We start from the raw sequence: 14,478 nt of genomic DNA on the forward strand, positions 1-14,478 counted from the left end.
TTGCAGATATCATTCTCAGTCAATTATGTATAGATTTATCAACCGATACTCAGTCTGAAAACTATGCTTCGACATCCTATTATATCTTCTGCATATCATCCATTCCCTGCATCTCTCTGACGCACAATCCCCCTCCATGCAAAGTCATTCTACTCTTATCTTTTTGAATTGTCAATACTTTTTACACAATTTAAAAATAAATTTTCAATAAAAATATGTGTCTGCAAGTTTATAAATCCAAAAATGATCTTCTAAATCTGGTAGCATGACGCAATAAAGTCGCACGACATGTTGTATTCATTTTTTTAATACTCCTGCCGAACTATAATTATCATACCACATCCGACAGAATATAACAATACCTTTTTTAACATTTTTGTAATATTTAGCTTTTACACTTTCATTTCCGGCGCGATAAAGGCAACTCCGTATTTTGTTACGAAAACCCTTAGTCCCTCCGGAACAGATCCCGGGTATATACTTTGGCTTCCACATCGTCCAGGCTTGAATCATAGCGGTTTGCTATGATAGCATCTGACTGTGCTTTAAATTCCTCCAGATCATTGACTACAAGGGAGCCGAAAAAGGTGCTGCCATTCTCCAAGGACGGCTCATACACAACCACTTCTGCCCCTTTTGCCTTAATCCGCTTCATAACCCCCTGAATTGAGGATTGACGGAAGTTATCCGAATTAGACTTCATGGTGAGACGATAAATGCCGATCACGCAGTGCCTCTCTTTTTCCGCACTATAATCTCCCTTATTATAATAGTCATAATATCCGGCCATATTCAACACCCGGTCTGCAATGAAATCCTTACGGGTACGGTTGCTTTCTACGATCGCTTCAATCAGATTTTCCGGTACATCTGCATAATTTGCCAAAAGCTGCTTCGTATCCTTCGGCAGACAATAACCGCCGTATCCGAAAGACGGATTATTGTAATGGTTCCCAATACGCGGATCAAGGCATACCCCATTGATGATTGCCTGCGTATCCAGCCCTTTCATTTCTGCATAGGTGTCCAGTTCATTAAAATAACTGACGCGGAGTGCCAGAAATGTATTTGCAAACAATTTCACAGCTTCTGCTTCGGTAAAGCCCATATACAAGGTATCAATTTCCTCCTTGAGGGCCCCCTCCTGCAGAAGCGACGCAAACATACGGGCTGCTTTTACCAGTCTCTCATCCTTCGGATCTGTCCCTACGATAATCCGGGACGGATACAAATTATCATACAGCGCTTTCGATTCCCTAAGAAACTCCGGGCTGAAAAGAATATTTCTGCTTCCGGTCTTTTTTCGGATATTCTCTGTAAAGCCTACCGGGATCGTAGATTTAATGACCATGATCGCTTCCGAATTATATTCCATTACCAGCCGGATCACTGCCTCTACTGCCGATGTATCAAAAAAATTCTTTCTGCTGTCGTAATTGGTTGGCGCGGCAATGACTACAAAGTCCGCATCCTGATATGCTGCTTTTGCATCCAGCGTGGCAGTCAGATCCAACTCCTTTTCTGCCAGATATTGTTCGATGTAGTCATCCTGGATCGGTGATTTTTTCTGATTGATCAGATCCACCTTCTCCGGAATTATATCTACAGCCGTCACCTGGTTATGCTGTGCCAGCAATGTAGCCATCGACAATCCAACGTATCCTGTTCCTGCAACTGCAATCTTCATAAATGTGTTTTCTCCTATTTTATATGTATCTTACTCCTTTTCAGTCAAATACCCCGCAGATGTCTGCGAGGTATCTATCCATATCCCTGTCAATCCTATTCCGGCAATGAGGAATCAATATAACACAATTGCTCCCAGTACGGTTACATTTCTATCGGAAGCGGACTTTCTCTCCTGCTGGATCATGGCCGAACTGGATGCCCCTTTCTTTTCCAGGAAAAGAACTCCGTCATAATTCTCCAGCTCCTTCAGCGCCGATGACTGATAAACGATCTGCATATAAGGCGACAAAGAAATCCCCTGCAGCTCCGAAGACAGCTTCGCACACAAAGCTGCTGCATCTTTCTCCGCCATAGTTCCAGCCAGCATGACCTTCTGCATTTCTTGATCCGAAGACATTCTGGCAATAGCCGCCTGGACATTGGACGCAGCCATCTTGATCTGTTCTTCAAATCCGATAGATGCGTAAGATCCTTCTTTCAGGCGGAACACCCAATTGTCAATAAAACCGAATAGCTTTTTCTTTTTCCCGGAATCCCGTACTACTCCGAGAAGCGGCATTCCAAACTCCATCTTGAAGTTATCCGTATTCTGCAGCTTACCGCCCATCATATACAGAAGCATCAATACGAAGCAGACTACAAACGCGCCAAGCACCAGACCGACTACCGCATATTTTACTGCTGCTGATTTCGGGTCTGCCAATACTACGGCGCCTGTCTCATCCGGCTCCTCAGGTATCTCTGCCGTGTTCCGTAAAGTCTCTAACTCCGTGCGCAACGCCTGCAGATTTCTGACAGCAGTCAGATAAGCTGTCCGAGTGTTGTCCTGATAGTTTTTGATATCCGTGTCCATCATATCCGACTGGGTGGAAGACAACAGCGTCAATTTGTGCTCTCCCACCTCCGACTGCAGCTTAGCCGAATAGGATACCAACGCCTCGTCTGCAGACTTCAGATATGCCCTGCAGGAAGTTTCCTCAGGCATCCGGATCTCAATCTGGAAAACTGTACTTTCCGGCGCTGCGGTTCTGATCGTCTGATTACTTGTCACCTGATAGATTGCATCAAAACTGTTTGAAAAGGATGTCAGATATCTCAGATCCTCCACAGAAACCGTGGCATCTGCACTGTGCATCCTCTCTGCCAGCCTTCCGTCAGATACATATGCGCCAAATGCTGCAAGAAGGCTGTCCACATGCTCTCCACCCTCTAAATAATAGCTCAGTGTTCCCGTCGAAATATGGTAGGAATCCATATCCATCACAACCGAATTTTCCAGATATTCCTTCTGTCTTTCCAAGGCATTCGTATTCTCCGCAATGGCCTGCTCATAGTAGGAAACGGACTGAAGGTCAACCTTGACGATATTTACCTCATCCTCATCTTCCTCCGCGGAAATAGCAGCCTCCTGCTTGGCCTGATTCTCCTTCACCACGCCCCTGTACTTGTACGCTCCTGCTGCAACTGCCAGGATCAGCATAAATGCTACGATCCATCTCCACTTCTCCAGACAGTAAAATATCAGATCCATCAAGTTGATCTCTTCCTGTCTAAATTCCTGATTTTCATCCATTGTAAAATCTCCTCTCAACTGCTTGTCCCAAAAAGAATGCTTCCATTGCAGCCTCCCCAACCAAGTATAGGCTGTAATATCCTGCACGCTCTATCATTGTATAAAACCCTGCCGGAAATGTCAATAAAATTTTGGAGCTTCCAAAGTTTTTCACAAATTTTTAGTGGGCAAAATTTGATATATACTCTCTTTCGTTTTCTCTGGCTCAGATTACGATATTATAGGTGTAGTGTGTCATTATTGCCCCCGGGTTTTCGACAGTTTCAAGTATGAAAAATTGTTCTAAAGCCTTATGGTAGGCGTATTTTTTTGTCAAATTTTTCTTGTTTTTATGTTGTATGTGCTGTATGTTTGTGATATAATGTTTTTGAGGTGATGTTCTATGAAGCTTTACTTTGATAAACGTCTCAAGGATCCTACCTATTACGCACAGCAGGGAATCCGAAATGGGAAAAAAACTACCACTCGAAATGTCAAAAACTTCGGGAAGCATTCTGAACTTCTCAAAATAACAGACGATCCGGAAGCATATGTCAGAGAAGAAATCAGAAAAATGAATGAAGAGTACCGCGTTGGTAAAGTCACTTTTAATCTGACTGCCGATTTTAACGAAAAGGTGAAATCTACAGAGCTTGAAGCCTCTTCCTCCAACTGGGTCAACATCGGATATTTCTTTCTTCAGAATATTATGAAACATCTCAGCCTTAAAGAATTCTTTCGCCAGAAAACGGACACCCGGAGAGTTACATATGACTGTTTTACAATCTCACGTTTCCTTACCTACGCGAGAATCCTGGATCCCAGCTCTAAGCTTGCCACCTGGAACCGCCGGGATTCCTACTACGAGCAGCCGGATTTCGATTACCAGCACATCCTCCGGTTTATGGATCTTTTAGAAAATAATTATGACGATTACCTGATGTGGCTTTTTAAGTATAGCAATTCGATCGTCAAACGTGATACTTCTGTCCTTTATTATGACTGTACGAATTTCTACTTCGAGTGCGAACAGCCCGACGAAGATATCGTGGATGAAGTGACCGGTGAGGTGATCCATGGATTGAGAAAATATGGCCTGAGCAAAGAACACCGCCCGAACCCGATTGTAGAGATGGGACTTTTCATGGACAGCAGGGGCATTCCCATCACCATGTGCCTCCATTCCGGTAATACCAGTGAACAGCTTACGGCAATCCCTTTAGAAAAAGAAGTCCTTAAAATGATAGATGGTTCCAAATTCATTTATTGTGCGGATGCCGGCCTGGGTTCCTATAACATCCGCAAATTTAACAGTATGGGGGGCCGGGCCTTTATTGTGACCCAGTCCATCAAAAAACTTAGTAATGCACTCAAACAGGCGGTATTCAATGACTGCGATTACCGGCTGCTGTCCAACGACACCTTGATAAAAATAGAAGATATGAAGGGCTTTGACAGACACAAGAAAGAAAACCTGAAACTATATAATGATTTCGCGTATAAGGTAGTCCTTGCAGATAAGGTCATTGATCTTGGGCTGTACGAAGAAAAAATATTAAAAAATGGCAAAGTCAAACGCGTGAAAGCAACCGGCACTCTCAAACAGCGCCTGATCATAACGTTTTCAAGAAAAATGATGGAATATCAGAGAACTGTACGTGACCGCCAAATCGAACGTGCACGAAAGCTGTTAGAGAAAAAAGATCCGGAAGAAATAAAAAAAGGGCCAAATGATGTAAAACGATTTTTGAAGCGGGTCGCTCATACAAAATCTGGCGAAAAAGCAACCATTGAATATGTTCTCGACGAATCGAAGATTGCAGAAGAAGAGAAATATGACGGATATTATGCCGCAGCAACAAACCTTTGTGACCCGGCCAAGGAAATTCTGGCAGTTTCACACAAGAGATATCAGATAGAGGATTGTTTCAGGATCATGAAAACGAATTTCACCGGGAGACCTGTAAACCATCGATTGCCGAATCGTATCAGGGCGCACTTTCTGATATGCTATACGGCATTGCTGGTATATCGCTTGCTTGAGGCCAGGCTGGATGATCAGGGGACACATGTCACTCCGGAGAATCTGATCACCACATTGAAAAACATGAATGTAACGAATATACATGATGTCGAGTATATGGCACTCTACAATGGCAGCAAAGCACTTGATGCACTGAACCAATTAACATCTTTAGATTTGGATAGACTTCATTACAAACCAACGGAACTGAATAAAAAAATAAAAAAAATTTTAGGATAGCGATTACATACAACATTTTTTGCCAAAGAAAACTCCGGCAATCCCAGTATTTATAAGGATTATCGGAGTTTTTAAATTTTCAAAGTGTCGAAAACGGGATCATTGTATAAAACCCTGCCGGAAATGTCAATAAAATTTTGGAGCTTCCAAAGTTTTTCACAAATTTTTAGTGGGCAAAATTTGATATATACTCTCTTTCGTTTTCTCTGGCTCAGATTACGATATTATAGGTGTAGTGTGTCATTATTGCCCCCTGTCAAAAGCATACTGGCTTATCTGTGGATAAAATCTTGATATGGTGAAAAATAAATAGAGAAGTAGATGAAAAATACTGAAAAGAAAGAAACAGATTATAATAAGGAAGGATTCCCGACGTGAAGAACGTGATTAGAATGTAATTGGAGCATCTGGAAAGGCGGAATTTGGATTTATTTAAGGATGACATGTATGACGGATATCCCTTTCACAGGGAAGCATCCGTCTACAAATCTAATTTCTGTTATGCAAGAAGAAAAAGAAGAAATGATCTGTTATAGAAGTTACCATGACGGCTCATTTTTGCAATACGGTTTCTTTTGCATCGCTTACGTATTAAAATACCGTATATTTTTGCAATAACAGCTTAACCTTATCAGGTATTTTTTGCATATTACATTTATCTATATCATCACTCAAATGCTTACCTGAATAATCCGTATCCTTAATGGATAATCCACTATCAAGCAATTTATAAAATATAGACCAATCGCCTGTTCTGATCCCTGTATCTTTTGCATACATTAGCAAAGTTGTTCCGTTATTATTTAAGATATGTATATCAAGTCCTTTATTTATTAAATAGTCAACCATTAGCTTGTTATTATTGTATACTGCAACTGTTAGAGCTGACCAGCCATGTTCTTCAACCGAATTAATCACTTTACTTGATACGCTTAATTTTTTTGCCAAATCATTATTACCACTACTTATTGCTTCAATTAATTTGCTCAAAACATCCTTATACAAAATTATATCGTAATCTATAGTAGCGATTTTCGTATAAGTTTCTACATCCTTGATTATTTTACCGGGCTTATATATTGAAATTTCGTCAGTAATTTCACATTCAATATAAGCATTTCCATTCCAGTGTAAAAGTTGATATGGTCTAAATGAAAAAGCTCTAATTTGATTTCTTATTTCCCATGCTGTCTTATTAGTATCAAGCTTCAAATTTTTATAATCAATTGTTGCCAATGAATAGTACGTAGATTTATCCTTTGACTGTTGGTGAAGCGTTACTTTTCCGCTTAATAAAGCTTCTAAATTTTTAATCACAATTTTAGTACCCGCTTGAATCAACTTTTTATATAAATCCAATGAACTGTCATTTTCTTCAATTATTATTTTTTCCTGATCTATTATTTCCCCTGTGTCAATTCCAGCGCGAATTTTGTGTAATGTAACACCGGTTTCTTTCTCGCCATAAAGTATGGGAAGTACAGATGTGTGACAGCCTTTATATTGGGGAAGTAATGAAAAATGAATATTATATAATTTTTCACTTTGAAATTTACTAGGATTAATAATTTGATCAAATTCAATTGATAAAAACAGTAAATCTTTAATAAAATATATATCTTTCAGTGAAATAATATCAATATTATTCTTTCTTGCAAACCATTCTAATGATTTTTGCCAATCATTAACACCCTTTTCAGTTCTATTTGTAATACAAACCATTTTACAATTCTTATAATTCTCTATACAAAACAATAAAATATCTACTGCAATACTATTTTTTCCGGCAATACATATCGTTTTCATAACATCCTTCCTTCATTAAAAATCTAATCTGTAAATAAAAATTTAAAGACTAGATAAAGAACTTTATTCATTTTTAAAAAGACTCTTTCTATGTATTTTATGATAAAATTCACTTTGTAATATAAGAAATAAACTTTGTAATTGCTCCTCGTATTTGTCCAAATCTGCCTTTCTTAGACAGTGAATTCATTTATTGTATTAATGACATACTTTATTTCTAAATCAGTCATTCCATAATATATTGGAATACTTAGTTCTGTAGCACTAATTTCTTCAGCGATCGGAAGCGTCCCCTGCCGAACCTCTAAGTCCTTATAGCACTCCTGCATATGTATAGGTATCGGATAATGTTTATTAGTTTCAATTCCTTTATCATTCAAGTGTTTTTCTAAAGCATCCCTTTTATCACATCTAATTCCATAAATATGCCAAACAGGCATACACTCATCTAAAACCATGGGAGTTATTACTTTAGAATTTATAATTCCTTCTGTATATAAACGGGCTATTCTGCGTCTCTCCGCATTCATCTTTTCAAGATACGGAAGTTTTACAGTTAAAAATGCAGCCTGCATCTCATCTAACCTACTATTCTTCCCCTTATAAATATGATGATATTTATAATCAGATCCATAGTTGCTTAATGCTCTAATTTTATCAGCTAATTCTTTCTTACTTGTCACAGTAGCCCCTGCATCACCAAGTGCTCCAAGATTTTTTCCTGGATAAAAACTGAATCCGGCTGCATCACCAAAAGAACCAACTTTCTTACCTTTATACGTTGCTCCATGTGCCTGTGCACAGTCCTCAACAATATAGAGATTGTACTTTTTGGCAATTTTCAAGATTGAATCCATATCGCAGGATTGACCATAAAGATGTACTGGCATAACAGCCTTTGTTTTACAAGAAATCTTCTTTTCAATGAGATCTGGGTTCATATTAAATGTATTAATATCTGGCTCTACAAATACAGGCGTTGCACCGACATAACTAACTGCGAGTGCTGTAGCGATATATGTATTAGAAGGAACTAGTACTTCATCCCCCTTACCAACACCAAGTGCTTTTAAAGCAAGCATAAGTGCATCTAAACCATTACCGGTTCCAACACAATAATCGATTCCACAATACTCGGCAAATTTTTTTTCAAAAGTTTGGTCTTCACTTCCCTCTATATACCAAGATCTAGACAATACACGATCAAAAGCCTCTCTCAGCTCATAATTCAGTTCTTTCTCCATTGGAAGAAACGAAACGAAAGGTATTTTCATAACCTTATTCTCCATCTAACGCCGTAATTTTTCCACATTTTTTCACATGTTCAAGGAACTCATCATAGTTACGTATATAATCTGACTCATCATATAAATCAGAAGCTAAAACCATCAATACTGCGTCCGGAGAAAACTCAAACATTTCTCTCCACATAGCATTAGGGACATAAAGTCCCTCATATGGTTTTTCTAGTGGTATAACCTTCTTTTCTTTTCCGTTATCTAGTCGTATCTTACAACTTCCGTGAATACAGACAAGTATCTGTTGGAGTGATTTATGTGCATGAAACCCTCTTGTGACATTTGATACTGTATCATACATATAATAAACACGCCTAATGCTAAACGGAATATCCTTAAATTCCTCTAATGCCACGAGCTGCCCTCTATCGTCTCCATGTGGTTGAAAAACATACTTTATAACTCGCATCATAAATACTCCTTTAGAATTTATAATAATAAGCAACTCAAACTTCCTATATTAAAATAGGAAGTTCATGTATAAATTTAAAATAATATATTAAAATAAATTTACATTGCATAAAAATACAAGTACGCCAAAGTCCTTGAAAATTTTTTATCTTTTGGCTTTCTATTCTTTTGCATTCTTTTCTTCAATTATCATCATTCTTGTCATTATAAAAAACTTTCTTATATCATTCCTATATAAACTAGAAAACAAGCCAATCGCCAAAAAAGCCATTATAATTCCCCAAACTATCATCTCATATAGAAATAATCTCCATATAACAAAATATACCACAGTTCCTATAGTGACTATAACAAATCTTTTATAAATCACAATTTTATGAATTTTTAAAAGAACTATTAAGCATATAATATCTGCAAACAAATATCCTATTAATGTTCCTATAGCAGCTCCTTCAATTCCAATTTGAGGTATCAATGAAAAGTTAAGTACAATATTTGCAACTGCACCAAATGACAAAATAAGAACATTTGGCCATGATTTTTTCATAATTATAAATTGATTTCCTGCAACTTGAAAAAGCATTTGTAATAACGGAGCAAGAAAAAGATATGGAGCAATTATATATCCTGCTAAATATTCATCTGTAAATACAGACTTATATATCAAATAGGAAAATGCACATATTAAAACAAATACTGAAAATGAAATAATTCCTAAATATTCAAATATTCTGGAATTATTTTCCACCTGTCTTTCTTCTTTCATCGTAGAAAACGAAAAATATAACCATCCACCAGTAAATGCTGTATAAATCAAGTTGCTCACCTGACCTAGTTTGGAAGCAATAGCATAAAGTCCTACATCTTGAGTGCCTAATAAGTGTTGTATTATCAATCGATCTGCCGAATTATATATCCAATATACAAGAAAACTGGGCATTAATGGAACTGCAATTTTTAATAATGGTTTTATAAAATTCCAGTTAATATTACAGAAAGAAAACCATATTTTATTTCGACAAACAAAAAAAACTTCTATCATAATTGAAGTAATCAGGCTTGCTAAAGGCAAGGCTATAGCATAAAATCCAGATAATAACAACGGAATTGCTATGAAATATGCTATAATAGGTGATATTGTATTTACTAAAATAAAAATTATACTTTCATTTTTTATTTTAGTTGGTGCGGCAACTATATTATTCGTAGAACCTATCAATACAGAAAATGCAGCTAAATATACAAGATATCTATATTGAATATTATTATAAATCACGGTTGCTAGAATCTCATTAAATCCAATAATAAATACAAAAACGATTATACTAGTTATCGAAGTAATCAAAAGAGCGGTAGAGCATATCTGTTTCCGATATTTTTCATCTTCTCTATCAAAAAACAACCGAAACATAGCATCATACATACCGAAAACTGACGTTGCTTGTCCAACTGATATTAAAGTCGTACTTAAATCATTAAGACCATAATAACTTGAATCAGGCATCATTCGAGTTATTATAGGAAGCATAATAAAAGGAATCATTTTTCCAATAATACTTCCAAATCCATATATAAAAATATTATCAATGAAAATCTTAAATTTTTTCATCCTTATATTTCCTGTTCAATCTCTTTCAAAAATTTCATTGCATATTGATCAATCATCTCTAAATATTGAAGAGACCTTGTTGCATCATCTATTATCGCTTTTTTATAATACTGTCTTATTCTCTTACTGAAAAATTTTTGTCTAATTACCAGAAAATGATTAGTAGGTAAAAAAAAGGCAATCCAACGATTTCCATTAATCATCTGTTTTCTAAGCCACGCAAGATACTTATAAAACCAATTTTTTTCATTAAAATAATATGTACATAATTTTTCTAAGTCTTTTTTTGCTGCAGATTTAATAATCAAATTATTTGTATGCGATATAGAATTTGGATTAATCCTATATATCACATATGTATAATCCAAATATTTCATCTTAATTTTATATTTTTTAAAAAGTTGATATATCATTGGTTGATCTTCTATCAGCTTAAATTGATACACAAAATCTAATATCTCTTTGTCTAATAATTCCTTTCGAAAAACTGTCGATGGTGCTTCTGTCAAACAGCCAGTAATTGTAAATGCCCGTCGCATAAACCATGGACACAGTCCATTAGATATATTAGTTTTATATTTATTATAATCTTTTTCAATATGATAACCGGATTCATAATTATCATAAAACGCCAAACAAGGTGCCGTGACTAACTCATATTGACTAAGCTCTTTAATAACTTTTTTTAAACTCCTAAAACCGTATACATCGTCTCCAGCAAGCCAAAAAAAACGATCCGTTTTTAAATGTTTAAATGCATTCACAATATTTTTGCAAGTTCCTCTATTTTTACTATCTCCTAAAATAGACATCTCTGCAAAAAGTCCTCTATTTTTCTCTAACCATTTTTTGCATAAAGGCACCGTCTTATCTGATGACCCATCGTCAGAAATAATTATTGCAACCTTAATTCCTTTAAAATGATTATAAATCTGATATTTAATACTTTCCAAATGTAAGATTATAAACTGCTCATGATTATAAGTACACGTTATAAATGTAAACACAAAATTTTTAATACCACCTTTCTATAATAAGAATATATACCGATACTCAAATTCTAAAATATATCTGCACATTTTCTCCTAGAATACACGTGTCGAGTATCTTGCTTTACTTCTATCATCAACATGCAGGATAAAATAATAGTAAGTGGAGTTTTTGCCAAAAAAGGCTCTTTCATTTCTCCAATTATTATGACAACTAAAAAGAGTCGATAAATCCATTTACTATTTCTTGATTTTACCTTATTAATTAATGAAAGATAAAAACTATAAATCAAGCTATAGTATAATAAACATCCCAAAACTCCTATTGATGTATATAACTGTATATATCCTGCATCATGGCTAATTATCAATCCGGACTTTGTTATTCCTCTTCTAAGTCCTGTACCCAAAAAAGTCTCAATTGTAAGCGGCGGGATGTTCATATTTCTAATGGCATTTATAGTATTATCTTTACCAAACAAATCCCCTATCTCAGTAACCCATTGTACCCATCTCTGAAGCCCCCATGAATCAGGTGATATGTATATGTAAATGAGAACTGATATGAAAATAATCACACCACCTAGCACTATATAATATATTGTCTTATCTAATCTTCGAATCATATCTGCTATTACTATAAGTAATACAGCTCCACCGAAATATAGACCCGTTCTACCCATAAACAGAAGTGCAGATATAATGACCATCCACCCGATAATAATATTCTTCTTTTCCTTTTTTTCGTCCATATGATAGTAAAGATATATACCGCATATCAATCCTGCAAAAAGCACCATAGATCCTGCCGCTCCAGAAAGATCCACACCGATTGAACGCACGCCGCTATACACACCTTCATATAATCGGCCATCTCCATATGAGAAGTGCTCGAAAACATACATCCTTACTGGAAGACTCGCTCGTCCAATAATTGTAATCGCCGCCTGAAGCAAAATCACTCTCCACTGACAGCAAATAAATTCATCGACAGTCTCAAACATCCGCATCAAAAGAACTGGAAACCAAATCATATCAAGGAACAGAAACAACGGCTCTTTGATATTATATATTCCATCTGGCAATGAAGCATGTCCACCAAACCTTAGATTCAAAACAAACATCGCATATAGAAATAATATGCCTATTGCAGTCGTAACTAAATAGATATTTTTTAATATTCTTATTCTAATACCAGTGTGAATAAACAAAATAAATAACAACACAAACGCTATTTTTCGTAGAGATATAATTCCTACAATTGGAACATTAAACTCCATACCAAAAAGTAAAAGAAATTGCAGATATTTATTATTTTTTTTTAATTTCATCTACATTTCCATCCATTCCTCATTCAATCTAGCTTCATATTGCCCACCGTTTATGTATCCCTCTCAATATGACCTTTCCATCCCAATGTTGGTTCGAATTTCAAAAAATCTCCCCATATAATATCAGATACTTTCTTTTTATTAAAATCTATTTTATTCGATTTCAATATAATGTCTTCTGGATTCGTATTACCAATGGAATATAAATGTTTTTCATTTTTAATAACACATTGTAATGTTGGAATCTTGCGTGGTTCAAACCCCATTAACTCACATACTACATAATCAAGATAGATTGGATTTTGACTTGCAATAATCATTCCAACCTCCTTGGGAGATGGAGCAACAGGTCCCTCTTTTTCACCCGAAATAATCATATCCGCAACATTCAGAATTTTTCTTTGTTCTGTCTTCTGCATTTTTCCTTCTTTATCTGCATATAAAACAATCTTATTTAAATCAGTTATTGTACGACTGATAGTATGATTTCCATACCAACTTCCTTCTGAATAATTACTTTTCTTCCGAAGTAATCTACAGACCGATACACCTATATCAAAAAATCTTGAATATCTATAATTATGTTCACTTATCGCCATATTTTTTTTATCAAGCAAAATTCCTTCTATCTTTTGTACCGATGAATATTTCCTATACTCATCCCCTCCGTGAGCAGAATCTCCTTCTGTATGATGCGGCAAATACTCTTTTCTAACATTGATACCCACAAAATTCTTTAAAGCCGCTGTGAAGCCCGCTTTTCTATGAGTTTTAGGTTTTGGCATGTTAATTATCACATCTGCATTTAACACAGTTTTTGAAATAAAATATTCTTGAACAGCTCCATTATGATGTTGTGGAAGAATTCTTGGATCATAGCTGGTAACACGTAAACGTTGAGAAGTGTTCTCATCAATCCCATAAAATTCACTATTGATCCCCAGATCCACCACACATCCTATAGAACTATCAATTATTTTTTCCTCTCTGATCCCTTTTCTCTGTGTTGAAATCAATCCTCTAAAATCCACAAGTGAAATGTCAATATCTTTTTTTTGATAATACCGTATCATATCATCATATCCGCTGTCTTTACACAGCTTCGTAAAATCACATGACTGCATCGGTGCATCCCCGATTACAATTTTTCCTGTTCCATTTAAAGCAATGCATATATAATCAACAATAGCTGCAACCACACTCGGCTGTGTATAAAGGCATAAAGTCCCCCCTGTATTATTATGATTGATGTCCATCACCATATTCGGTTTGATTAAAACATTATCTCCCTGGTGTATGATATCACCTAATGGATTCCAATTTTTGCTGCCATACTGATCAACATCTAATTCAAGCATATACAAGGTATTTCGAACAGCATCGTAAATCTCATTGCTTTTTTTAGATATTTCCGAAAATGGATATTCCGGGTAAAACTGAGATGGACGAAATAGTGTACTTGAATCTGGATACGTTATTTTTTTTACATGACTGATTGTAACTATATTACTATTTATCAATGCCTATTCC

11 protein-coding genes are annotated in these 14,478 nt (G+C 35.9%); 1 reads left to right on the forward strand and 10 read right to left on the reverse strand.

Annotated elements, in window-relative coordinates:
- Positions 1–448: 448 nt before the first annotated feature.
- The 3 genes from EBB54_RS12815 to EBB54_RS30170 all read right to left on the reverse strand — a co-directional run bounded on the left by EBB54_RS12815 (position 449) and on the right by EBB54_RS30170 (position 3,416).
- Positions 449–1,687, reverse strand: a complete 1,239-nt coding sequence (locus tag EBB54_RS12815) for a nucleotide sugar dehydrogenase (protein WP_004081100.1) — start codon at positions 1,685–1,687, stop codon at positions 449–451.
- Between the two features lie 114 nt (positions 1,688–1,801).
- Complete coding sequence (locus tag EBB54_RS12820) at positions 1,802–3,262, reverse strand: hypothetical protein (RefSeq protein ID WP_125127693.1); 1,461 nt, start codon at positions 3,260–3,262, stop codon at positions 1,802–1,804.
- Complete coding sequence (locus EBB54_RS30170) at positions 3,255–3,416, reverse strand: hypothetical protein (protein WP_154677791.1); 162 nt, start codon at positions 3,414–3,416, stop codon at positions 3,255–3,257. The genes EBB54_RS12820 and EBB54_RS30170 overlap by 8 nt, the downstream gene beginning before the upstream one ends.
- A gap of 228 nt (positions 3,417–3,644) precedes the next feature.
- On the opposite strand from EBB54_RS30170, the gene EBB54_RS12825 reads away from it, so the two are divergent.
- Entirely contained in the window at positions 3,645–5,504 is a 1,860-nt protein-coding gene (locus tag EBB54_RS12825; RefSeq protein WP_125127523.1) for an IS1634 family transposase, read from the forward strand.
- Positions 5,505–6,095: 591 nt separating this feature from the next.
- Here the strand turns inward: EBB54_RS12825 and EBB54_RS12830 are convergent.
- The 7 genes from EBB54_RS12830 to EBB54_RS12860 all read right to left on the reverse strand — a co-directional run bounded on the left by EBB54_RS12830 (position 6,096) and on the right by EBB54_RS12860 (position 14,468).
- Positions 6,096–7,310 (reverse strand): formyltransferase family protein, encoded by a 1,215-nt coding sequence (locus tag EBB54_RS12830; RefSeq protein WP_125127694.1) that lies wholly within the window; start codon positions 7,308–7,310, stop codon positions 6,096–6,098.
- A 173-nt stretch (positions 7,311–7,483) separates the two neighbouring features.
- Positions 7,484–8,554, reverse strand: coding sequence for a DegT/DnrJ/EryC1/StrS family aminotransferase (locus tag EBB54_RS12835; RefSeq protein WP_330554506.1), 1,071 nt, complete (start codon positions 8,552–8,554; stop codon positions 7,484–7,486).
- Between the two features lie 34 nt (positions 8,555–8,588).
- Positions 8,589–9,020 carry a sugar 3,4-ketoisomerase gene (locus tag EBB54_RS12840; protein WP_330554507.1) on the reverse strand — a complete coding sequence of 144 codons (432 nt, stop codon included), beginning with the start codon at positions 9,018–9,020 and terminating at the stop codon, positions 8,589–8,591.
- Positions 9,021–9,179: 159 nt separating this feature from the next.
- Positions 9,180–10,628, reverse strand: a complete 1,449-nt coding sequence (locus EBB54_RS12845) for a lipopolysaccharide biosynthesis protein (RefSeq protein ID WP_125127696.1) — start codon at positions 10,626–10,628, stop codon at positions 9,180–9,182.
- Between the two features lie 2 nt (positions 10,629–10,630).
- Positions 10,631–11,635, reverse strand: coding sequence for a glycosyltransferase family 2 protein (locus EBB54_RS12850; RefSeq protein WP_162307127.1), 1,005 nt, complete (start codon positions 11,633–11,635; stop codon positions 10,631–10,633).
- A 53-nt stretch (positions 11,636–11,688) separates the two neighbouring features.
- Complete coding sequence (locus EBB54_RS12855; RefSeq protein WP_125127698.1) at positions 11,689–12,948, reverse strand: hypothetical protein; 1,260 nt, start codon at positions 12,946–12,948, stop codon at positions 11,689–11,691.
- A gap of 50 nt (positions 12,949–12,998) precedes the next feature.
- Positions 12,999–14,468 carry a DUF362 domain-containing protein gene (locus tag EBB54_RS12860; protein WP_004081140.1) on the reverse strand — a complete coding sequence of 490 codons (1,470 nt, stop codon included), beginning with the start codon at positions 14,466–14,468 and terminating at the stop codon, positions 12,999–13,001.
- Between the last annotated feature and the right edge of the window lie 10 nt (positions 14,469–14,478).

It is taken from the genome of Schaedlerella arabinosiphila (genome assembly GCF_003885045.1).
Classification (GTDB): domain Bacteria; phylum Bacillota; class Clostridia; order Lachnospirales; family Lachnospiraceae; genus Schaedlerella; species Schaedlerella arabinosiphila.

What these genes read in the sequence shown, in the direction of transcription:
- EBB54_RS12815 (WP_004081100.1), bottom strand. Translation starts at nt 1,687, where the DNA reads ATGAAGATTGCAGTTGCAGGAACAGGATACGTTGGATTGTCGATGGCT.
- EBB54_RS12820 (WP_125127693.1), bottom strand. Translation starts at nt 3,262, where the DNA reads ATGGATGAAAATCAGGAATTTAGACAGGAAGAGATCAACTTGATGGAT.
- EBB54_RS12825 (WP_125127523.1), top strand. Translation starts at nt 3,645, where the DNA reads ATGAAGCTTTACTTTGATAAACGTCTCAAGGATCCTACCTATTACGCA.
- EBB54_RS12830 (WP_125127694.1), bottom strand. Translation starts at nt 7,310, where the DNA reads ATGAAAACGATATGTATTGCCGGAAAAAATAGTATTGCAGTAGATATT.
- EBB54_RS12835 (WP_330554506.1), bottom strand. Translation starts at nt 8,554, where the DNA reads ATGGAGAAAGAACTGAATTATGAGCTGAGAGAGGCTTTTGATCGTGTA.
- EBB54_RS12840 (WP_330554507.1), bottom strand. Translation starts at nt 9,020, where the DNA reads ATGATGCGAGTTATAAAGTATGTTTTTCAACCACATGGAGACGATAGA.
- EBB54_RS12845 (WP_125127696.1), bottom strand. Translation starts at nt 10,628, where the DNA reads ATGAAAAAATTTAAGATTTTCATTGATAATATTTTTATATATGGATTT.
- EBB54_RS12855 (WP_125127698.1), bottom strand. Translation starts at nt 12,948, where the DNA reads ATGAAATTAAAAAAAAATAATAAATATCTGCAATTTCTTTTACTTTTT.